This window comes from Polaromonas sp. P1_F4, from assembly GCF_056405675.1.
The window spans coordinates 205,528-226,409 of record NZ_JBFUBP010000004.1; the positions used below are offsets into that span (position 1 = coordinate 205,528).

Annotated in this window: 15 protein-coding genes and 1 riboswitch; of the genes, 8 read left to right on the forward strand and 7 right to left on the reverse strand. The window is 64.1% G+C overall.

What is annotated here, in order from left to right; all coding sequences use genetic code 11:
* Nucleotides 1-45: 45 nt before the first annotated feature.
* From AC1DYQ_RS10790 to AC1DYQ_RS10805, 4 genes are all read right to left on the reverse strand, one after another.
* Nucleotides 46-558, reverse strand: a complete 513-nt coding sequence (locus AC1DYQ_RS10790) for a 6,7-dimethyl-8-ribityllumazine synthase (RefSeq protein WP_477686788.1) — start codon at nucleotides 556-558, stop codon at nucleotides 46-48.
* Between the two features lie 125 nt (nucleotides 559-683).
* Nucleotides 684-845, reverse strand: a riboswitch (FMN riboswitch).
* Between the two features lie 103 nt (nucleotides 846-948).
* Entirely contained in the window at nucleotides 949-1,401 is a 453-nt protein-coding gene (locus AC1DYQ_RS10795) for a RidA family protein (RefSeq protein WP_477657712.1), read from the reverse strand.
* 223 nt (nucleotides 1,402-1,624) lie between these two features.
* Nucleotides 1,625-2,590 carry a tripartite tricarboxylate transporter substrate binding protein gene (locus AC1DYQ_RS10800; RefSeq protein ID WP_477686789.1) on the reverse strand — a complete coding sequence of 322 codons (966 nt, stop codon included), beginning with the start codon at nucleotides 2,588-2,590 and terminating at the stop codon, nucleotides 1,625-1,627.
* A 43-nt stretch (nucleotides 2,591-2,633) separates the two neighbouring features.
* Nucleotides 2,634-3,830 (reverse strand): pyridoxal-phosphate dependent enzyme, encoded by a 1,197-nt coding sequence (locus AC1DYQ_RS10805; protein WP_477686790.1) that lies wholly within the window; start codon nucleotides 3,828-3,830, stop codon nucleotides 2,634-2,636.
* Between the two features lie 81 nt (nucleotides 3,831-3,911).
* Here AC1DYQ_RS10805 and AC1DYQ_RS10810 point away from each other — a divergent pair, with 81 nt between their 5' ends.
* Entirely contained in the window at nucleotides 3,912-4,886 is a 975-nt protein-coding gene (locus tag AC1DYQ_RS10810; protein ID WP_477686791.1) for a LysR substrate-binding domain-containing protein, read from the forward strand.
* On the opposite strand, the gene AC1DYQ_RS10815 is transcribed toward AC1DYQ_RS10810, so the two are convergent.
* From AC1DYQ_RS10815 to AC1DYQ_RS10825, 3 genes are all read right to left on the reverse strand, one after another.
* The gene (locus tag AC1DYQ_RS10815) at nucleotides 4,852-5,766 is read right to left on the reverse strand and encodes a transglutaminase family protein (protein WP_477686792.1); all 915 of its coding nucleotides are present in this window, start codon (nucleotides 5,764-5,766) and stop codon (nucleotides 4,852-4,854) included. The genes AC1DYQ_RS10810 and AC1DYQ_RS10815 overlap by 35 nt on opposite strands.
* 17 nt (nucleotides 5,767-5,783) lie before the next feature.
* A complete protein-coding gene (locus AC1DYQ_RS10820) occupies nucleotides 5,784-8,573 on the reverse strand; it encodes a circularly permuted type 2 ATP-grasp protein (protein ID WP_477686793.1) in 2,790 nt (929 codons plus the stop codon).
* Nucleotides 8,574-8,755: 182 nt separating this feature from the next.
* Entirely contained in the window at nucleotides 8,756-12,358 is a 3,603-nt protein-coding gene (locus AC1DYQ_RS10825; RefSeq protein ID WP_477686794.1) for a transglutaminase family protein, read from the reverse strand.
* A 262-nt stretch (nucleotides 12,359-12,620) separates the two neighbouring features.
* Between AC1DYQ_RS10825 and AC1DYQ_RS10830 the strand changes: the two genes are divergently transcribed.
* The 7 genes from AC1DYQ_RS10830 (at nucleotide 12,621) to AC1DYQ_RS10860 (ending at nucleotide 20,877) form a co-directional block, all read left to right on the forward strand.
* On the forward strand, nucleotides 12,621-15,179 hold the full coding sequence (locus AC1DYQ_RS10830) for a DNA internalization-related competence protein ComEC/Rec2 (RefSeq protein ID WP_477686795.1): 2,559 nt from the start codon (nucleotides 12,621-12,623) through the stop codon (nucleotides 15,177-15,179).
* A 90-nt stretch (nucleotides 15,180-15,269) separates the two neighbouring features.
* The gene (locus AC1DYQ_RS10835; RefSeq protein WP_457278909.1) at nucleotides 15,270-16,763 is read left to right on the forward strand and encodes a circularly permuted type 2 ATP-grasp protein; all 1,494 of its coding nucleotides are present in this window, start codon (nucleotides 15,270-15,272) and stop codon (nucleotides 16,761-16,763) included.
* Between the two features lie 2 nt (nucleotides 16,764-16,765).
* Nucleotides 16,766-17,728: an alpha-E domain-containing protein gene (locus AC1DYQ_RS10840; RefSeq protein ID WP_457278908.1), complete on the forward strand. Its 963-nt coding sequence runs from the start codon at nucleotides 16,766-16,768 to the stop codon at nucleotides 17,726-17,728.
* Between the two features lie 73 nt (nucleotides 17,729-17,801).
* Nucleotides 17,802-18,620, forward strand: coding sequence for a transglutaminase family protein (locus AC1DYQ_RS10845; protein ID WP_477686796.1), 819 nt, complete (start codon nucleotides 17,802-17,804; stop codon nucleotides 18,618-18,620).
* Between the two features lie 58 nt (nucleotides 18,621-18,678).
* Entirely contained in the window at nucleotides 18,679-19,266 is a 588-nt protein-coding gene (locus AC1DYQ_RS10850; protein WP_477686797.1) for a transglutaminase-like domain-containing protein, read from the forward strand.
* A gap of 599 nt (nucleotides 19,267-19,865) precedes the next feature.
* Nucleotides 19,866-20,324, forward strand: a complete 459-nt coding sequence (locus AC1DYQ_RS10855) for an SRPBCC domain-containing protein (RefSeq protein WP_477686798.1) — start codon at nucleotides 19,866-19,868, stop codon at nucleotides 20,322-20,324.
* 61 nt (nucleotides 20,325-20,385) lie between these two features.
* On the forward strand, nucleotides 20,386-20,877 hold the full coding sequence (locus tag AC1DYQ_RS10860) for a GNAT family N-acetyltransferase (protein WP_477686799.1): 492 nt from the start codon (nucleotides 20,386-20,388) through the stop codon (nucleotides 20,875-20,877).
* Nucleotides 20,878-20,882: the final 5 nt, after the last annotated feature.

Sequence of the window (20,882 nt, forward strand, 5' to 3'; positions counted from 1 at the left end):
TATGCTGCGCTCGCCGGTCTGGCCAGCTATTCAGCTATTCAGCAATCAAGCTGCCAGCAACAGATCAAGCTTTTTCAGGCTTGCCACCGTCTCCAGGCAGGCTTGCGCCACTTCCTTGCCCTTGGTCAGGAAATGTTCCGTGAAGAATTTGCGGTGTTCCTCATGTTCATGAAAATGCTGCGGCGTCAGCACCGCTGAAAACACCGGCACGCCGGTTTCCAGCTGAATGCCCATCAGCGCGCTGATGACCGCGTCGGCCACAAACTCATGGCGGTAAATGCCGCCGTCCACGACCAGCCCGCAGCAGACGACACCTGCATAACGGCCCGATTGCGCGAGCTTTTTGGCGTGGAGCGGAATCTCGAACGCGCCGGGCACTTCAAACGTGTCGATGGATTCGGGGCCTGTGCCTTGCCGGGCCATCTCGGCCAGGAAGGCACCGCGGCCCTGGTCCACGATGTCTTCGTGCCAGGACGACTGGATAAAGGCGAAACGTGCCTTGGTGGGTGTGCCGCCCGAACGGGAAGCCGAAGGTGGGGAAATATCTGTCTGACTCATGGAAGCCTCTTATTAGGTGTTACCAGAATCAGGGCGCACGAGCCTGCGGCCAGCCCATGGACGCGCGAACAGCCCGCGCGGAGAGTCCGCACCAGCCATCGTCGCCCACGGCACAGCCGTAAACATCGCGCTCTCTTTCATCCGGACTGTGACCGTCGGCTTCGGAGTTGAACCGAATCTGCTGACCCTGGTTGCCGTATGAAGCACGGCAACCAGACGCTCGCGGGCTGATGCAGTTGCCTGCAAACACCGCCGGTGGGGAATTTCACCCCGCCCTGAGAACGCTGCCCGGCGAAATGGCCGGGCGCTATGAGTTTAAGCCGGGCTGCCGGATAGCGCTTGTCGCCCGCGCGTCGGCCCCACAGTCATTGCGGGTGCTGTGTAGCCGGCTTATTCGACTTCAGCCACCAGGTCAATCTCCACACAGGCGCCCATGGGAACCTGCGCCACGCCAAACGCGCTGCGTGCATGCTTGCCGGCGTCGCCGAAGATTTCAGCGAACAGCTCGCTTGCGCCGTTGGTCACCAGGTGCTGTTCGGTGTAGTCACCGGTGGAGTTGACCAGGCTCATGAGCTTGACGATGCGCTTGACCTTGCCCAGGCCGACGGCGGCTTCGAGCGTGCCCATCAGGTCGATGGCGACCGAGCGTGCGGCGGCCTTGCCTTCTTCTGTCGTCATGTTCTTGCCGAGCTGGCCGACGAGGGGCTTGCCGTCCTTCTTGGCGATATGGCCGCTCAGGAACACCAGGTTGCCGGTCTGCACGAAGGGCAGGTAAGCAGCCAGGGGCGTTGCCACGGTTGGCAGGGTGATGTTCAGTGCTTTCAGCTTGTCGTAGGCGCTCATGGTGGTCCTTTGGTTAAGAAAAATGGTTCCAGCCCAATGGGAACGAGCGCTAGCAGCTATGTTTTTGATAGCGAAGAAAGCTGCGCGGCCGGCTGGCAGTGCAGGGAATTGTAGGACGGTGCCCGGGTTCCGGAGGCCTTTGGGGTCATGAAAGGAAATGATGGAACGGCGCAGGGCCCGCGCGGCTTGTTCCGCGCCCCTTTCACCGTTCCACATGCCGGCGTCACTCGGGCTTGATGCCGGCCTTGCGCACCACTGCACCCCAGCGGTCCACTTCGTTGCGCATGAAGGCACGCAGTTCGTCGCGTGTCGAGCCTTTCAGGTCAATGCCCAGGGTGGTGAGGCGTTCGCGTGTGGAGGGATGCGCCAGCGCCGCCACTGCTTCGCTGCGCAGCCGTTCGACGATCTCGATCGGCGTGGTGGCCGGCGCCACCAGCGCCCACCACTGGTTGAACTGCATGCCCTCAATGCCGGTTTCGCGCGCGGTCGGCACGCCGGGCAGGGTAGCCAGGCGCGCATTGCCGGTCACCATCAAGGCAGAGATCCTGTTCGCGCCCAGCAGCGAACTGCCGCTGGCCAGCGTGGCGAAATGTGCGTCCACCTGGCCGGCCGCGACGTCGGTGAGCGCGGGCGCGGAGCCGCGATAGGGAATGGCGTTGACCTTGATCCCGGTGGCGCTGGAGAATAGTTCGCTGGAGAGGTGGCTGATTGAACCGTTGCCGCTGTGGGCCAGCGCCAGCGGCACCTTGCTGCTCCGGTAGTTTTTGAGGAAGCCCTTGATGTCGCCATTCTTGTACTGTGCGCTGCTGGCAAACAGCAGCAGCGGAGAGGTGCCGACCATGGACACCGGCGTGAAGTCGCGCAACAGGTCGTAAGGCATCTTGTTGAACACGGCCGGCGCAATCGCATGCGGCAGCTCGACGATGGCGAAGGTGTAGCCGTCGGGCGCGGCCCTGGCTGCGGCTTCGGTGCCGATGCGCCCGGAGGCGCCGGAGCGGTTGTCGACCACCACGCTTTGCCCCATGGTTTCGCCCATGCGCTGGGCAATCGCGCGGGCGATGGCGTCGGTGCTGCCGCCGGGTGCCCAGGGCACGATCAGGCGGATGGGTTTGTCGGGGTAGGCGGCATGGGCAGTTCCTGCGAGGGTGGCGCAGGTCAGAAGCAGGGCGGTGAGCAGTCGGGTCTTCATGGTGAAAATTCCTTTGCGGGCTGAAGAAAAAGGGGGCGTGTGGTCAGGGGACGGGGTTAAAGGTGTCGCGGTCGCCTTTGGCCGTGAGCAGGAGCAACGCGTGTTCTGATGCCTGCACCTGGCCAAGTGCGCATAGGCGGGCCAGCGCACTGAGACAGGCGCCGGCGCAAAGCTCCACCCACAGGCCTTGCGCCGCGAGTCGGGCGCTGCCCTCAATGGCGCCGGCATCATCAATGACCACGGCGCCGCCGCCCGACTGCCGCACGGCCAGTTGCTGTTGCAGCGTGACGGTGCTGCCGCCTGTCGAAAACTGCGTCGTCTGGCCGTTGAATTCCGACTGCAGCGGCGCGCCCTCGAGCACGCGGGAAAGGCGGGGGAAGGGCTCAACGGCCCACAGCCTGGGCATGTGCCCGATGAGCCCCGCCTGGTGCAAATCACGCAGTGCGCTGTAAATGCCCCAGAGCAGGTCGCCGCGGGCGGTGGGCACCAGCACGTGGTCCGGCACGCAGCCGCCGGCGACAAATTCGAGCGCCACCGCGCGGTAGCCTTCCACGCCAAAGGCCGGGCTGCCGACCGCGGGCACGCTGTAGTTGGTGAGCGCAAATGCGCCGTCCTGCTCGACCCGCCGGCGTACATGGCTCCAGCGGTCAAAGCCATGGTCGAACATCACGCGCCGGGCGCCCAGGTGATGGAGGGCCCGCGCGAAAGGTGCCGGCATGTCGCGGTAGGTGGCGATTTCGCAAGGCAGCCCGGCCGCGGCGCAATAGGCTGCTGCCGACACCGCTGCGTTGCCGCTGGAGGCCAGCACCACCGTCTGCGCGCCTGCGTCCAGCGCCCGGCTGACGGCTTGCGCCGACATGCGGTCTTTGTGCGAGCCGGTGGGGTTCATGCCCTCGTGCTTGGCGCTGAGCTGGCGCAGGCCAAGCTCGCGCGCCAGGCGCGGCAGGTCCAGGCAGGGCGTGTCGCCCTCACCCAGAGACACGCCATGGGTGTAAGGCAGCCAGTCGCCCCACTTATAACCTGTGCTGGCAGTTTTCAGCGCTTGGGGCAGCCCGGTGTAAACGGCTTCCAGGCTGGCGGGCGTGCCTTGCGCCGCGCAGTGCGGGCAGCCGGTGGGCAAATCCTGCAGCGGGTATTCACGGGCGCAGAGGATGCAGCGCAGCCCGGTCAGCCGGGGATTGCGGCTGATGGCGTTCCATGCCGCAGAGTTTGGAAGGGATTCGGGGAAAACAGGGTTCATGGGCAGATGGTAGGTAGACCATGGGCTTCTCTGCATCACTTGTTTGCGATTTAAAATAAGTAAAACTTATAGGAGGCTGCCATGGCCGAAGCCAGTGCACGTCAGATTGAGGTGTTCCGCATGGTCATGCGGCTGGGCACCGCCAACCGCGCGGCTGCAGCGCTGCACGTGAGCCAGCCGGCGGTCACGCAACTGCTGCAGCAGCTCGAAGCGCGCGCCGGGCTCAAGCTGTTTGACCGGCCCAAAGGCAAGCTCACGCCCACACCGGAGGCGCACGCTTTGATGGAAGAAGTCGAGCGGGTCTACGAAGGCCTGGAAGCCGTGCAGCGAAAAATCGTGGCCCTGCAGTCGCATGAAGACACCGTGCTGCGCATTGGTTCGCTGCACGCCATGGCGGCCAGCGTGATGCCCTGGGCGCTGGCGGAGTTCCAGCGCAGTTATCCGCGCACGCGTTGCCTGCTGCTGGTCGACAGCTCGAAAGTGCTGCGCGAGGCCCTGTTCCAGGGCGCTGTGGACTTGGCCTTCCTGGGCGATGAGGCGGACACCAGCGGCCTGGTGTCCTCGCTTTTTTACCAGGTGCCAGCGGTGTGCATCATGCCTGCAGCCCACCCACTGGCTCGCAAGCAGGTCCTGCAGCCCGGGGATCTCGCAGAAGTGCCGCTGGTGGGCCTGTCTGCCTCGGATACCGCCCAGCGCCGGCTGGAAGCCGCGTTTGCACAGGCGGGTGTGCAACCTCGCTTTGTGATTGAAACGCCTTACAGCGCAACGCAGTGTTCGCTGGTGCTGGCCGGGGCCGGGCTGGCCGTTACCAATCCGCTGGTGGCGCGTGAATATGTAGCGCTGGGCCTGCGCAGCGTCCCGCTGGCGGCGGATGTGTCGTTCCGGGCCTTGCTGGCTTTCAAGCCGCGCCAGGCCCAGTCGGGCGCCGCGCAGGAATTTGTGAGCCTGTGCCGGCGCTGCCTGGCACGCAGCCTGCCGGAGGGTTCGCTGCTGGAAGAGCTGCCAGCGCCGCCGAAGCCGCTCAATCGCCGGCGCTTGCCACCGGCTCCACCGTAACGGCCACGTCGAGGATGTGCTGCGCGCCGCCGCGGATCACACCGCGCATGGGCGATACATCGAGGAAGTCGCGGCCGATGGCCAGCGTGACGTAATCTTCACCCGGTGCACGGTTGTTGGTGGGGTCGAAGTCGAGCCAGGCGCCCAGGCCGGGGCAGTACACCGAAGCCCAGGCATGCGAAGCGTCGCTGCCCACCAGCCGCGGCTGGCCGGGCGGTGGCGTGGTGAGAAGGTAGCCGCTGACATAACGCGCCGGCAGGCCCATGGCGCGGCAGCAGGCCACCATGATGTGCGCGAAATCCTGGCACACGCCTTTGCCCAGCTTGAGCGCTTCGAGCGCCGGCGTGTTGACTTCGGTGCTTTCGCTCTCGTAGGTCATGGTGCTGTGAATGCGTTCCATCAGGTCGCGCGCTGCCTCGGGCAGCGGCCTGCCCGGCAGGAAGCTGGGGCGGGCAAATTCAATGAAGGCATCGTCGCGCGGCACATAGGGCGAGGCGAAGAGGAATTCGGAGGCGCTGTCGTAAGCTGCGCCGGCACGGTAACGGAACTGTTCGCGCACCTGCTCCCAGGCGGGGGATGCAGGCTTGCCGGCGGACAGGGTCGCTTCTGATTGCAGCGGGTTGAGGGCCGACGTGGAGACGATGCTGTCGGCCACGACGGTCAGGCTCTCATGCGCCGCCTGCAGGGAAAAGTAGGTGCGCGTGTTGCCGTAGACGTCTTCGGTTTCGCGCAGCTGGACCGGTTCGGGGTCAACCCGCAGCGCATAGTCCAGCAGGGTCTGGCCATTTCGGCTGGCGGGCTTGAGGTGCACCACATGGTGCGCGTTTTCCACCACCGGGGCATAGCGGTAACGGGTTTCGTGAACGACGTGAAGCAGCACGGAAAAACTCCTAGGGCTCAGGCGCCCAGGCTCTGGCTGGCGGAAGCCGCGTGGCTGAAGTAGCGGCGGCTCAGCGTGTCTGACAGCTCCAGCGCGGCATCGCAGCACTGCTCGAGCAACTGCACCAGCCGCCCGTCATGTTGCCCGCCGTTTTCATCTTCGCCATCGCCGGTGCTGGCCTGGGCGTCCTGGCACAAATCAGCCAGGGCCCAGCTGCCGGGGTCGGGCAGTTCCATCGCCAGGTCGGGCATGTCGCCCGGCGCGCTGCCCGCCAGCTTGGCAAGGCGCCCGCGCAGGGTCTGCACCACCCAGCCGAGGGAGCGCGGGTTGTCGCGGTCCAGCACCAGCAGGTCGAGCAGGGCCGGGATGTCGCGGCGCTGCTGGTACTGCGCGTGGAAGGTGATGGTGCTGTCGAACAGCGCCACCATGGCGTTGAAGCCGCCTTCTTCAAAGACCGATCCGGTTTCGAAACCGCGCACCAGCGCGCCGGCCAGGGTATTGAGCCGTTCAATCAGCCGGCCTACGCTCAGGAGGCGCCAGCCGTCGTCGCGTGTCATGCGGTCGGTTTGTGCACCCGTCATGGCTGAGAGGAAACCACTGGCCGATTCCAGCGCCCGCAGCGCCTCGACGGAAGAGTATTCGAGCAGATATTGGCTGGATTGGCTCTGGCTTTGCCCGCCCTGGCTTTGGGTCTGGCCCACGGCGCTGAACGATGAGCAGCGCTGGAAGAAGTCGGTCTCGGTGCGCACGATCATGTGCCACTGTTCCTGCGACAGGCGTTCGCGCACGGCAGATGCGGCGCTCTTGAGCGCCCGCAGGTTAAAGCCTACGCTGGCGGCCTGTTCGGTGTCGGCCAGGTTGGCGATCAGGGCGCGTTCGAAGACGCGGCGCGCATGCGTGGCCGGCGGCACGGTGTCCAGCACCAGCGCATTGCCGACGGCCATGCTGGTCAGCCAGGCCAGCAGCGGCTGCGACGTCTGGTCTTCGCCGCCCAGGCACTGCAGCGTGATCTGCGCCAGGCGCGTAGAGTTTTCGGCACGCTCGGTGTAGCGGCCCAGCCAGAAAAGATTTTCGGCCGCGCGGCTGGTTACTGGCGGACGGTGGCGCAGCGGCGCTGCGGCCCAGACAGGCGCCGGCTGCTCGGTGCGCGATGCGGTGGTGTGTTCGGCCGCCGCCTTGGTTGCCGAGGGGTCGCCCAGCACCCACACGTCGGCACTGCTGCCGCCGTGCTGCATCGACGACATGTTTTCGTTCTTGCCCGCCAGCCGTGCCAGCCCGCCCGGCAGCACCTGCCAGGAGCCGTTGCCGTCGGCCACCGCAAACACGCGCAGCATGGCCGAGCGCGGGGAAATCCGCTCGCCCTGCCAGGTTGGCGTTTGCGGCAGCGGCAGGTAGGCCTGCACGGTGAAGTCTTCGCCCCGGCGAACAATGCGGCCGGCCCATTCGTCCAGCGCGCGGCGCGACAGGGTATGGCCGATGACGGATTCCATGCCGGTGCCCGGATAGGTCGGCTTGATCACGCAGGTCTTGAGCTGGCTCAGCACGTCCTGCATCACCGCCTGCTCGCCGCACCACCAGGTGGCCAGCGAGGGCAGGGCCAGCGTTTCACCGAGCAGGTGCTCGGAGAGCGCGGGAAGAAAGCCGAGCAGCGCGCTGGATTCGAGGAAGGCCGAGCCCGGCGTGTTGACCACCAGCACATTGCCCGCGCGTATCACCTGTAGCAGGCCGGGCACGCCCAGTGTGGAGTCCGAGCGCAGTTCCAGCGGATCGAGAAATTGGTCGTCCAGGCGCTTGAGCAGCCCGTGCACACGCTCCAGGCCGCGCAGGGTTTTCAGGTAAAGCTTGTCATCGCGCACCAGCAGGTCGCTGCCCTCGACCAGTGTCAGGCCCAGGAAGCGCGCCAGGTAGGCATGCTCGAAATAGGTTTCGTTGTAGGGGCCGGGCGTCAGCAGCACCACGCGGCTTTCCTCGTTGCTGTCCGTCGGGCTCATGGCCTTGAGGCCATCCACCAGCGCCTTGTACGACGCGGCCAGCCGCTCGACCTTCATTTCGCGGAAGGCTTCGGGGAACAGCAGTGAAATCGTCAGGCGGTTTTCGAGCAGGTAGCCCAGGCCCGAAGGCGCCTGCGTGCGCTGCGACACCACCGACCAGCGGCCGTCGGGGCCGTGCGCGATGTCGAAGGCGGCAATGTGCAGATAGGTGCCGCCGGCCGGCTGCACGCCCTGCATGCCGCGCAGGTAACCCGGGTGGGCATGCACCAGCGCGCTGGGCAGCAGGCCCTTGGAGAGCAGCTCCTGCGGGCCGTAGATGTCGGCCATCACGCGGTCCAGCAGGCGGGCGCGCTGCTGGATACCGGCCTCGATCTGCGCCCAGTCGGCGGGCGAAACCATCATGGGGAACAGGTCCAGCGACCAGGGCCGCTGCGGGCCGTTGGCGTCGGCGTAGACGTTGTAGGTCACGCCGTTGTCGCGGATCTGGCGGCGCAGGTTGGCGGTGCGGTGGTTCAGGTCGTAAAAACCGTCGCTGCCGAGGAAATTGAAAAAGCGTGTCCAGTCGGGCGACAGGGCGTCGTCCATCCCGGCCGCCGGGGCTTCGGGCCGGGCCGGGGCTGTTTCAGGGGGGCTGCCCGCGGCCCGCAGCGCGGGCTGTGCCGGCGCGGCCGCTTCAGCGGGCGCGGGGCCTTCGGACACACGGCCCCGCAACTCATCGAAATGCCCCGCTGCCGCATGAGGCGCCAGCGCGGCAGCCAGTGCGCAGGGGGATTCAAGCGACTGGGCGGCAAAAAGTGACTGGGTGTTATTTTCCACGTGGGTGCAAGTATGCCTGCGGCCCATCCCCTGCAAGGCTCAAGGCGGGTTCAATGCGCGGCCAAATGGCTATTTATGCCGCCTGTGCATGCAAATGTTGCAGCCATAAGACAGCCGTTGACGGTACGGGGAGGCGCTTCGCCCGGGGTTTCAAGCCCCGGGCCGCTGCCGCAGGCACGGATTCAGCGCAGATCGAGTGTGAACGGGAACTCCCGGCTCGGCTGCGCCGGCGCCACGCGCATCTTGCCGGGTGTATGGCCCATGCGGAAAAAGCGCGTGAGCCGGCGGCTTTCAGCCTCGTACGAATTGACCGGCAGCGTGTCGTAGCTGCGCCCGCCTGGGTGCGCCACATGGTACTGGCAGCCGCCCAGCGAGCGTTCCATCCAGGTGTCGACGATGTCAAACGTGAGCGGTGCATGCACACCGATGGAAGGGTGCAGGGCCGACGGCGGGTTCCAGGCCTTGTAGCGCACACCGGCCACATATTCGCCGACGCGGCCGGTGCTTTGCAGCGGCAATGCCCGGCCGTTGACGGTGACGACATAGCGGTTGTCGTTCAGGCCCGTCACATGCACTTCGACGCGCTCCAGCGATGAATCCACGTAACGCACCGTGCCACCGGCCGAGCCTTCTTCGCCCATCACGTGCCAGGGCTCCAGCGCGCTGCGCAGCGTGAGTTCGATGCTGTTGGACTTGACCTGCCCGATTAGCGGGAAGCGGAACTCGAAGTGAGGTTCGAACCAGGCCATGTCGAAGGCGTAGCCGGCTTCGCGCAGCTCGGTCAGCACGTCTTCAAAATCCATGCGGATAAAGCCCGGCAGCAGGAAGCGGTCGTGCAGTTCGGTGCCCCAGCGTGTGACACGGCCGTGGTAGGGCTTGTTCCAGAAGCGCGATACCAGCGCGCGCAGCAGCAATTGCTGGGCAATGCTCATGCGCGCATGTGGCGGCATTTCAAACGCGCGCAACTCCAGCAGGCCCAGGCGCCCGGTGGCGGAGTCGGGCGAATACATCTTGTCGATGCAGAACTCGCTGCGGTGTGTGTTGCCGGTGACGTCGACCAGGATGTTGCGCAGCGTGCGGTCCACCAGCCAGGGCGGCATGTCGGCGCCGTATTTTTTGCGGTTGTTCTCGATCTCGCGCAGGGCGATTTCCAGTTCGTACAGCTGGTCGTTGCGGGCCTCGTCCACACGCGGTGCCTGGCTGGTCGGGCCGATGAACATGCCCGAGAACAGATAGCTCAGCGACGGGTGGTTGTGCCAGTAGGCGATCAGGCTGCCCAGCACCTCGGGCTTGCGCAGGAAGGGGCTGTCGGCGGGCGTCGCGCCACCCAGCACAAAGTGGTTGCCGCCGCCTGTGCCGGTGTGCCGGCCATCGGTCATGAACTTCTCGGCCGACAGGCGCGTCTCGTGTGCGATCTGGTAGAGAAACTCGGTGTGTTCCACCAGTTCGCCCCAGTTGTAGGCTGGGTGGATGTTGACTTCGATGACCCCTGGGTCAGGCGTGACCTGCAGCATTTTCAGGCGCGGGTCGCGTGGCGGCGGGTAGCCTTCAAGCACGATGCTCACACGCAGCGACTGCGCCGTGGCTTCCACTGCGGCCAGCAGATCGAGGTAGTCTTCCAGCCGCTCCATCGGCGGCATAAAGACATAGATCGCACCCACTTCGCCGCGGCCCGACTTGTTGGCTTTGCTGTCCGGGTCGGCCTTCGGTTTGTCTTTGGGGCCATTGGCGCGGGATGGGTCTCGTACTTCCACGCAGAGCGCGGTGCGCGTGAGCCAGGCGGCCGATTCAAAGGGCTTGGGCGCGCGATCGTCGGCAGGCGTCGTTTCCTCTGCGGCTGGCTTGCCATTCAACCCGTCCGTACCGTTCGTTCCGTTGTTTCCCAGCGGACGGAACTGCAGGATGCGGCTGGCTTGCGACAGCGCGGTATTGCCCGTCATGTAGCGCGCCATGTATTGCGCCAGCGAACTGGCGCTGCCGCCTGCCGAAGGGGCTGCCGGTATGGCACCACTGGGCGCGCTGAAGCTGCCGTTGTAGCGCGCCGCCAGTGAGGAAGCCGCCGGCAGGTCCTGTCGCGGCGCAAATGGATCGGACTCGATCATGTAAGGGTAGTCGGTCTTGGACACCCAGGGCACCGAATCCAGCGGCAGGCGATAACCCATGGGCGAATCGCCCGGCATGAGATACATGCGCTCTTCGCGGAAGAACCAGGGGCCGGTGGTCCATTTGGGCCCACTCAGCGCGGGCGAGGCGCCTGCGTTTCGTTGCTTGAGTTGCTCCTTGGTTTGCAGCGGCAGCACATAGCCCACGACGGAATCCAGGCCCTGCATGAAGACGCGGCGCAGGCGTTCGCGCTCCATGGCGTCGTCCAGCTTCGAATCAAATGGGTCGACATTGACTGGCAGCCGGCGTTCGCGCCAGAGGTAGTACCAGGTATCTTCATAGCCTGGCGTGATGTAGGTGGTGGCCAGGCCCAGCTTGCCCGCTAGTGTCTGCACAAAACGCTGCGCGTCGGCGCTGGTGTAGTTGCAGGGCTGGCGCTCGTCGGCGAAGAGGCTCGGGTTTTGCCAGATCGGCTGGCCATCCTTGCGCCAGAAAATGCTGAGTGCCCAGCGCGGCAATTGCTCGCCCGGGTACCACTTGCCCTGGCCGAAATGCAGGAAGCCGCCTTCGCCATATTCGGCGCGCAGCTTTTGCACGAGCTCGGTCGCATAGCCGCGTTTGGTCGGGCCCAGTGCGTCGATGTTCCATTCGGCCGCGTCTCGGTCGGTGGTGGCCACAAAGGTCGGTTCGCCGCCCATGGTCAGGCGCACGTCGCCGGCCGCCAGGTCTTTATCGACCTTTTCGCCCAATGCCAGCACCGCTTGCCATTGCTCCTCGGTGTAGGGCTTGGTCACGCGCGGCGATTCGTAAATGCGCTGCACCGCCATGTGGTGCTCGAACTCGACTTCGGATTTGTCGACGCCGCCTTCGACCGGGGCGGCACTGGATGGCTCGGGCGTGCACGCCAGCGGGATGTGGCCTTCGCCGGCCATCAGGCCGGACGTCGGGTCCAGGCCGACCCAGCCGGCGCCGGGCAAAAACACCTCGCACCAGGCGTGCAGGTCGGTGAAATCGGCTTCCGCACCGCTGGGGCCGTCGATGGATTTGACGTCGGCTTTCAGCTGGATCAAATAGCCCGAGACAAAGCGCGCGGCCAGGCCCATGTGCCGCAGTAACTGCACCAGCAGCCAGCCGGTGTCGCGGCAGGAGCCGCAGGCCAGGCGCAGGGTTTCTTCAGGCGTCTGCACGCCGGGCTCCATGCGAATGGAGTATTTGATGTCCGACTGCAGGCCCTGGTTCAGGCCCACCAGGAAGTCGATGGTGCGCTTGGGCGTGCGGTCGATTTTTTCGAGGTAGCGCTTGAGCAGCGGTGTGGCCGGCTGGGTGGCCAGGTAGGGCGCCAGTTCGCGGGCCTGCAATGCGTTGTAGGTAAACGGGAATTCCTCGGCAGCCGGTTCCAGGAAGAAGTCAAACGGGTTGAACACCGCCATTTCCACCACCAGGTCCACCGTGACCTTGAACTCGCGCGTCGGCTCGGGAAACACCAGCCGGGCCTGGTAATTGGCAAACGGGTCCTGCTGCCAGTTGATGAAGTGGCCGGCGGGCTCAACCCTGAGGGAATACGACAGTACCTGTGTGCGGCTATGCGGCGCAGGCCGCAGGCGGACGACCTGGGGGCCGAGTTTGACCAGGCGGTCGTATTTGTAATGCGTGATGTGGCTCAGGGCGACGTGGATGGACAAGGCAACCTCGCTTTTAAAGGAGAGGGCGTGCAATCACGCCCTCAGGAAAATACGCTCAACAGACCGCCACATCTTGCGGTCTCAGGAACGCCGTGTAAACAGCTTACCCGGATTTGGTGGCATTTCTGAAAGCAAGAGCTGCGCCACGTGGTCTCTTGAGTGTGAACCGGCTGTTTGGCGCTGTTTGTTGTTTACCTGCCGCGCTTTCCCGTTAAGCTCAAAGCGGTCAGCGCATAAAAACAGTTCAAAGGGGAGGCGGGGTTTGAATCGACCTGTATCGGCCGGGGCACGGCTGTATGCGGCAAGCCCGGGGCCGGTGTTTGCCGGTTTTATTGCGGGTGTTGCCTTGCAGTTGCAGCAGTCCGCCTTGTGGCCGCAACAGGTTTATGCCGCCATGGCCCTGCTGGCCTGCATCCTGGCTGGCCTGTACCTGCGCTTTGGCAGACAGGGCCTTCCTTCATGGGGCCGGGTGGTTTCGGCCTTTGCCCTTGCTGCCTTGCTCGGCGTGGGCCTCACGGGCTGGCGTGCCGGCGTCTTTCTGTCTGCGGCGCTCAATCCGGCGCTGGAGGGCCGCGATATCGAGGTCACAGGCCAGGTGCTGGCCATGCCGCAACCCGGGGAAGACGGCCTGCGTTTCCGCCTTGCCGTGGAATCCGCGCGCCTCAATGGCGGCACAGTCGCCTTGCCGCCGCACATCATGCTGGGCTGGTATTCGGGCTTTGCCGGGCGCGAGCCCACCGTGCCGGCGCAGGACGCCGACCCATTCGAGATAGCGCTGGCCTTGCAGCGCCAGCCGCAAGCCCTGCGCGCCGGAGAACGCTGGCAAATGACGGTGCGGCTCAAGGCGCCGCACGGCAACAGCAACCCGTTTGGTTTTGACTACGAACTCTGGCTGTGGGAGCAGGGCATACAGGCCACGGGCTATGTGCGTGCCGGCCCGCGCGACGCACCGCCGGCAAAACTCTCCAGCAGCTGGCAACACCCCATTGAGCAGGCCCGGCAAGCCGTGCGCGAAGCGATTTTTGGGCGCATTGAAAACCGGCAGCTGGCAGGCGTCATTGCCGCGCTGGTGGTCGGCGACCAGGCCGCCATCGAACGTGCCGACTGGGATGTGTTTCGTGCCACGGGCGTAGCTCACTTGATGAGTATTTCAGGCCTTCATATAACGATGTTTGCCTGGGCTGCCTCACTGCTGATCGGCGCGCTGTGGCGGCGATCAGCGCGTTTCACGCCGCGGTTGTGCCTGGTGTTGCCGGCAGCCGCTGCAGGTGCTTTGGGCGGCTTGCTGCTTGCCACCCTGTATGCATTGTTTTCCGGCTGGGGCGTGCCCGCGCAGCGAACCATCTGGATGCTGGCCACCGTGATCCTGCTTCGGCAAGGCGGCAGGCAATGGCCCTGGCTGCAGACCTGGCTGCTGGCCATGGCCGTGGTGGTGGCGCTGGACCCATGGGCGTTGATGCAAGCCGGATTCTGGCTATCTTTTGTCGCGGTGGGTGTTTTGTTTGCTACAGATTCAGGAGCTGCTCGCGCACGGGGGGAAAGGGCTGCAGCCCAATTTGACTCAAAAAATCAGCCTGAGAACGAGCGCTGGTGGCTGCGCCGGCCCAGGTGGCTGGACGGCGTTGCCCGCGCCATGCGGGAGCAATGGGTCGTCACGCTGGCGCTCACGCCCCTGTCGCTGCTGCTGTTCAACCAGGTTTCGCTGGTCGGCCTGCTGGCCAATGCCGTGGCCATTCCGGTGGTGACGCTGGTCATCACGCCGCTGGCTTTGCTGGGCGTGGCGTGGGCGCCGGTGTGGTCGCTGGCGGCATGGTCGGTCGGCGGGCTGGCGATATTTTTGCAATGGCTGGCGAGCTGGCCGCTGGCCTCGGTCAGCGTGGCGGCGGCGCCGCTGTGGTGTGCTGTCGCCGGCGTGGCGGGCGGCGGCCTGTTGGCCACGCGCCTGCCGTTTCATTTTCGAGCGCTGGGCCTTCCGCTGTTGCTGCCGGTGCTGTTGTGGCAACCGGCCCGCGTGGCACCGGGGCAGTTCGAGCTGCTGGCCGCGGACATCGGGCAGGGCAATTCCGTGCTGGTGCGCACGGCAAGCCACACGCTGCTGTATGACGCCGGCCCGCGCTTTTCGCGCGAAAGTGATGCCGGGCACCGCGTGCTGGTGCCGCTGCTGCGCGCGTTGGGGGAGCGGCTGGACATGCTCATGATCAGCCACCGGGACATTGACCACATTGGCGGCGCGCAGGCTGTGCTGGCCATGCAGCCGCAAGCCAGCCTGCTGAGTTCAATTGAAGACGCGCATCCGCTGCAAACGCTGCGCAAAGCCAGCCGCTGCGTGGCCGGCCAGCGCTGGGAATGGGACGGCGTGGCATTTGAGGTGCTGCACCCCGTGGCCGCCGATTACGACGCTGCCAGCAAGTCAAATGCCATGAGCTGCGTGTTGCGCATCTCCACCAGCGTCCCTGGCGGCAGCCGCACAGCCCTGCTGGTCGGCGACATCGAATCGCCGCAGGAACTCCGGCTGGCAACCAGCGTTCCGGCCAGCCTCAAGGCTGACTTTCTGCTGGTACCCCACCACGGCAGCAAAACATCGTCCAGCGCGGTGTTCCTCGATGCCGTCAGGCCGCAGTGGGCGGTGGTGCAGTCGGGTTACCGAAACCGTTTTGGCCACCCGGTGGAGTCCGTGGTGGCGCGCTATGAGGAGCGCGGCATACGCCTGGTGAAGTCGCCGCAGTGCGGGGCTGCCACCTGGCGAAGCCTTCGCCCCGGGGAGATTTTGTGCCAGCGGGAGCAGGGCAGGCGCTACTGGCATCATGTGCCTGAACGCTAAAAATATTGGCGGACGCACCGCCTTGGCGCATAACTTGCTAAGCTACGTTAAAACAATTGCCATGCGCATAACTTGCTGGAGATCAAGCCAATGAGCCGACCGATGTTCGACGAAATGAACGCCACGGAGTCCAGCGTCCGTGAGCATTACCAGGGTTACCAGCGTTGGCTGGCCCGGCAGCCTGCCGACGTGATGCAGGCCCGCCGCGCCGAAGCTGAAATGATTTTCCGCCGGGTCGGCATCACTTTTGCGGTTTACGGTGCCAAGGACGAAGACGGCGCCGGCACCGAACGCCTGATTCCCTTTGACCTGATTCCCCGCATCATCCCCGCCCACGAATGGGCCAGCATGGAAAAAGGCCTGGTACAACGCGTCACCGCGCTCAACCGCTTCATCCACGACGTGTACCACGGCCAGGAAATCATCAAGGCCGGCGTGGTGCCGTCCGAGCAGATCTTCCAGAATGCGCAGTTCCGCCCCGAAATGATGGGCGTTGATGTACCCGGCAATATCTATTCGCACATCAGCGGCATCGACATCGTCCGTGCACCCGATGCGCAGGGCAATGGCGAGTACTACGTGCTCGAAGACAACCTGCGCGTGCCCAGCGGCGTGAGCTACATGCTGGAAGACCGCAAGATGATGATGCGGCTCTTTCCCGAGCTTTTCAGCGAAAACCGCGTTGCGCCCGTGGCGCATTACCCCGACCTTCTCCTCGAAACCCTGCGCGGCATGGCGCCGCCGGCCACGGCCGAGCCCACGGTGGTGGTGCTGACGCCCGGCATGTACAACTCGGCCTATTTTGAACACGCCTTCCTGGCGCAGCAAATGGGCGTCGAGCTGGTCGAGGGGCAAGACCTCTTCGTCAAGGACAACTTCGTCTACATGCGCACCACGCGCGGCCCCAAACGCGTCGACGTGATCTACCGCCGTGTCGACGACGACTTCCTCGACCCGCTGGCCTTCCGCCCCAATTCCACCCTGGGCTGCGCGGGCCTGCTCAATGTGTACCGCAGCGGCAATGTCTCGCTGTGCAACGCCATCGGCACCGGCGTGGCAGACGACAAGTCGATCTACCCTTACGTGCCCAAGATGATCGAGTTCTACCTCGGCGAAAAGCCCATCCTGAAAAACGTGCCGACCTACATGTGCCGCAACAATGAGGATTTGCAGTACACCCTGGCCAACCTGAAAGACCTGGTCGTCAAGGAAGTGCACGGCGCCGGCGGCTACGGCATGCTGGTGGGGCCAGCTGCCACCAAGGCCGAGATCGAAGAGTTCCGTGCGGCCTTGCTGGCCAATCCGTCGGGCTACATTGCGCAGCCCACCCTCAGCCTTTCAACCTGCCCCACGTATGTGGAAAGCGGCATTGCACCGCGCCATATCGACTTGCGGCCCTTTGTGCTGAGCGGCAAGGAAGTGCAGATGGTGCCGGGCGGCCTCACGCGCGTGGCGCTCAAAGACGGCTCGCTGGTGGTCAATTCGTCGCAGGGCGGCGGCACCAAAGACACCTGGATATTGCAGGACGGCTCGTCCATGCAGTACCAGTCCCAATCGCAGTCGCAATCCCGGGGAGGAATGTAATCATGTTGTCACGCACTGCAGACCACCTCTTCTGGATGTCGCGCTATACCGAGCGGGCGGAGAATACAGCGCGTATGCTGGATGTGAACTACCAGACCTCGTTGCTGCCGCAGTCCGATGCGCTGGTACAGGCCGGCTGGCAGGGCCTGCTCAGCATCAGTGAGCTCAAGCCCTCGTTTGCCGCCAAGTACGGCGACACCATCAACCCGCGCGATGTGATGGACTTCATGGTGCGCGATGAGAAAAACTCGTCCAGCATCATTTCATGCCTGCAGAACGCCCGTGAAAACGCCCGGGCCGTGCGCGGCACGCTGACCACCGAAGTATGGGAAACGCAGAACCAGACTTACCTGGAAGTCATCCGCATGTTGCGCAGCGGCGACTTCGAGCGCGACCCGGGCCAGTTCTTTGAATGGGTCAAGTTCCGTTCGCACCTGTCGCGCGGCGTGACCCTGGGCACCATGCTGCAGGACGAAGCCTTTCACTTCCTGCGGCTGGGCACCTTCCTCGAGCGCGCCGACAACACCGCGCGGCTGGTGGACGTGAAGTTTCACGCCGTGCAGAACGACTTCCTCGGCATGGCCGGTGAGAAAGACCAGGAATACGACTTCTACCACTGGAGCGCCATCCTGCGCAGCGTTTCGGGCTTTGAGGTTTACCGCAAGGTCTACCGCGACGTCATCAAGCCCGAGCGCGTGGCCGAGCTGCTGATCCTGCGCGCCGACATGCCGCGCTCCCTGCTGGCCTGCCTGAACGAAGTCATGAGCAACCTTGCCATGGTGACCAGCGACACCAGCAGCGAAACCCAGCGCCGCGCCGGCAAATTGCGCGCCGACCTGCAGTACGCACGCATCGACGAAATCCTGGCAACGGGCCTGCACGCCTTCCTGACGCAGTTCCTGGACCGCGTGAATGAGCTGGGCGCACACATCAGCCGCGAGTTTTTGGTGCCGGCCACCACTTGAAAGACGGTAACCCACCGGCCGCAGCGCCGGGCCAGCCAAGGCAAGCCCGGCGCCGCTGGAAGGCAGAGGCTTGATGAAACTGCACGTCAGACACATCACCGACTACCGGTACACCGAGCCGCTGCGCTATGCGCTGCAGACGCTGTGGCTCACGCCGCAGTCCAGCCTGGCGCAGACGGTGCATTTCTGGAGCCTGGGCGCGCCCGAAAAACTCTTTACCCAACGCGACGCCTTTGGCAACACCATCAGCTCCTACACCTTTGTGGGCAAGGATGCCGATAACGTGCGCTGGAGCCTGGTCAACGCGGCTGGTGATGTGGAAACCTTTGGCGTGGCTGAGTTCAACGACCCGGAAACCCTGCCGCATCCGTATTTTTTTCTGCGTGCCACGCATCTGGCTGAGCCGCATTGGGAGCTCGCCGAATTTGGCCGCCGCTTTATCCCGCAAAGCCTTGACGGCACCGCAAGCTTGCCGTCCCTGCTGGCATTGAGCCAGGGCGTGGCAGACGCTGTGGGCTACCTGAAAAACAGCACCAGCGTGACGACCACGGCGCTGGAAGCCTTCAAGTCCGGGGCAGGCGTCTGCCAGGACCAGGCCCACGTCATGGTCGCCATCTGCCGCAGCCTGGGCTACCCAGCGCGCTATGTCAGCGGCTACTTCTACGCCGCCAACGAGCCCGACCTTGCCAGCCACGCCTGGTGTGACGTGTGCCTCGATGTGGCCACCCGCCGCTGGGTCAGCATCGACGTCACCCACAGCTGCCTGATCGACCAGCGCCACGTGCGCCTGGCCATGGGCACTGACTACAACGCCTGCCCCCCCATCAAGGGCGTGCGGCAGGGCGGCGGGGAAGAGTCGATGACGGTGGAGATCACGATTCAGCCGGTGTGATCGCTTGCCGGGAAGCTGCCAGAGCTGCTAGATTCGCCAGATACAACAAGGAGCCAGGATGAAAAATCGATTCCTACTTTTCGGGACAACTGCCATCTTCAGCCAGATTCTTCTGGTTTTTTCATTGGTGCTTTATTCAGGCGCTGCTGCAGCGGTTGAGGGCGCCTACGACGCCCAGCTCACGAAGTGGAAGTCGCATGAGGATGTTGCCAAGTGGCTCAAGTCCAACTTCGTTTTCGACAAGTCGCGCCAGTCCATGGTGCAGGCACATATCGCATCGAATGGGCCGGAGAATGTACTGACTCGCAAACCACAGACTTTTTTTGAAAAACCCAGTGGTCATTGCCGCGATTCCGCGGCGTTTGCCAGGGATGCCCTGAACAAGATCAGCCCTGAATACAACGCCCGCTACATCTTTATCAAGAACAAATCAGGCCCGCCGAATCACTGGGTGACAGGTTTCAAATACAACAACAAAATCTACGTCATCGACTACGGTGCCGGCCCGGCCTGGTGGCAGATGGAAGGTGTGCACGGACCGTACGACAACCTTGACGGCTATAAAGAATTTCTTGCGGCGCTGAACGTCAAGCACTTTTCGCCCGAGTTTGTACGCTGGCGCGATGTCGTGGGACAGGAAGACTAGGCTAGCCCGCCCATCAAGGCGATCGGCGCGGGGAAGAGTCCATAACCGCGGAGATCACGATCCAGCCGGTGTGAGCCCACCGGGGCGTGAGGGGCAGGTGCAGAGTGAAGGACGACAGGCTGAGATCCGGCCCAACTCAGGACTTTGCTATCAATTCAATAGCTGCTTGCGTTCGCTGTGATTGGGCTAGGGGCCCAAATGGCTCACAAAAGGGCCAAAACCCGTTCAGAACGCCGGTTCAACGCTTCCAATGGCCGCGCGAGGTGCAAAAAGGTCGGTGGCGGCCCTATGGGTTCATTTTTAGGCAATAAAAGTGACTGCAGGCCAATAGGGACGGGCGCAAGCAGCTATTGAACTAATAGCATGGTGGATGGGCGCATTCTCGCGGCGGGCAGAAAACCGGCCAGCAACGGCGAGCTATGTCTGGTGCTGAGCGGCTGATTGAGCCCGTTACAGCAGGTTGCAAGCACGGACTTCTGCCGCGGGATCAAGCGGCATACATTTCGATCTATATTTCGACAGGCGCCGGGTAGCGCACCACCGTATGTGCGGCCCCTTGGCTGCCATCGTGCCTCGCGTACCCTTTGAAGGAGATTCCCATGGCTGAGTTGGTTGCCCGGTCGGAGATGCTCATTCGACGTCCCGCTGCAGAGGTTTTCAATGCGTTTGTCCAACCTGATCTCATCACAAGGTTCTGGCTGAAAAGTACCACCGATCCGCTTAGCCAGGGTGCTCAAGTTGAGTGGCAATTCATGGTTCCCGGTGCCACTGAGCGTGTGCGTGTCACCGCATTCGACGCGCCGCGCCGTATTGCGTTTTCCTGGCTGGAAGGCGGGCTTGACGTCGACATGAAGTTTGCCGAGGAACAAAAAGGCGCGACTGTCGCAAGTGTTGAGGTCCGGGGGTTTGAAGACGACGGCGGCACGGACCCGGTGGTGAATGCCACCGAAGGGTTCGCCATCGTCCTGTGCGACCTGAAGGTGTTCCTTGAAACAGGTCACCCGGCAGGGCTGGTGAAAGACAAGGCGGAGTTGATACATCGTACCCGCGATACCTGAACGCCCATCGGGAATTGCCTGGAGGCGTATGCTTTGGCGCGAGATGCGGTACGCTTTCACGATGACCGATATCAGGCCCGCAACCTTCCCCGATGACCTTGAGCATGTCGTAGCCATCCTTCGGGAGTACGTCGCCAGCCCAAGCGTAAGCCTTGCCTTCCAGAATTACGAAGCGGAGTTCGCTGCATTACCCGGAAAGTACGCCGCGCCCGATGGTCGCCTGCTTCTCGCATGGAAGGGCGCAACTGTCGTTGGCTGTGCCGCGCTTCGCCGCGTTGACGGAACCACCTGCGAAATGAAGCGCGTCTACGTGCGGCCTGATGCGAGAGGCGAAAGCCTTGGGCGACGGCTCATCGAGCGCATCCTCGATGAGGCGCGGGCTGCGGGCTACTCCCGCATCTGTCTTGATGTCTTGCCTGAGTTCTCTGCCGCGCAGCGCATCTACGAGTCCTTGGGTTTTCAACCTGCGGCCCCTGTTACCTTCAATCCCGTTCCCGGCACCAAGTACCTGGCGCTCGAACTCTCGGCGTTGCGGCTTGCGGATGCGGCCTGACTCTT

What these genes read in the sequence shown, in the direction of transcription:
- AC1DYQ_RS10790 (WP_477686788.1), bottom strand. Translation starts at nt 558, where the DNA reads ATGAGTCAGACAGATATTTCCCCACCTTCGGCTTCCCGTTCGGGCGGC.
- AC1DYQ_RS10795 (WP_477657712.1), bottom strand. Translation starts at nt 1,401, where the DNA reads ATGAGCGCCTACGACAAGCTGAAAGCACTGAACATCACCCTGCCAACC.
- AC1DYQ_RS10800 (WP_477686789.1), bottom strand. Translation starts at nt 2,590, where the DNA reads ATGAAGACCCGACTGCTCACCGCCCTGCTTCTGACCTGCGCCACCCTC.
- AC1DYQ_RS10805 (WP_477686790.1), bottom strand. Translation starts at nt 3,830, where the DNA reads ATGAACCCTGTTTTCCCCGAATCCCTTCCAAACTCTGCGGCATGGAAC.
- AC1DYQ_RS10810 (WP_477686791.1), top strand. Translation starts at nt 3,912, where the DNA reads ATGGCCGAAGCCAGTGCACGTCAGATTGAGGTGTTCCGCATGGTCATG.
- AC1DYQ_RS10835 (WP_457278909.1), top strand. Translation starts at nt 15,270, where the DNA reads ATGAGCCGACCGATGTTCGACGAAATGAACGCCACGGAGTCCAGCGTC.
- AC1DYQ_RS10840 (WP_457278908.1), top strand. Translation starts at nt 16,766, where the DNA reads ATGTTGTCACGCACTGCAGACCACCTCTTCTGGATGTCGCGCTATACC.
- AC1DYQ_RS10845 (WP_477686796.1), top strand. Translation starts at nt 17,802, where the DNA reads ATGAAACTGCACGTCAGACACATCACCGACTACCGGTACACCGAGCCG.
- AC1DYQ_RS10850 (WP_477686797.1), top strand. Translation starts at nt 18,679, where the DNA reads ATGAAAAATCGATTCCTACTTTTCGGGACAACTGCCATCTTCAGCCAG.
- AC1DYQ_RS10855 (WP_477686798.1), top strand. Translation starts at nt 19,866, where the DNA reads ATGGCTGAGTTGGTTGCCCGGTCGGAGATGCTCATTCGACGTCCCGCT.
- AC1DYQ_RS10860 (WP_477686799.1), top strand. Translation starts at nt 20,386, where the DNA reads ATGACCGATATCAGGCCCGCAACCTTCCCCGATGACCTTGAGCATGTC.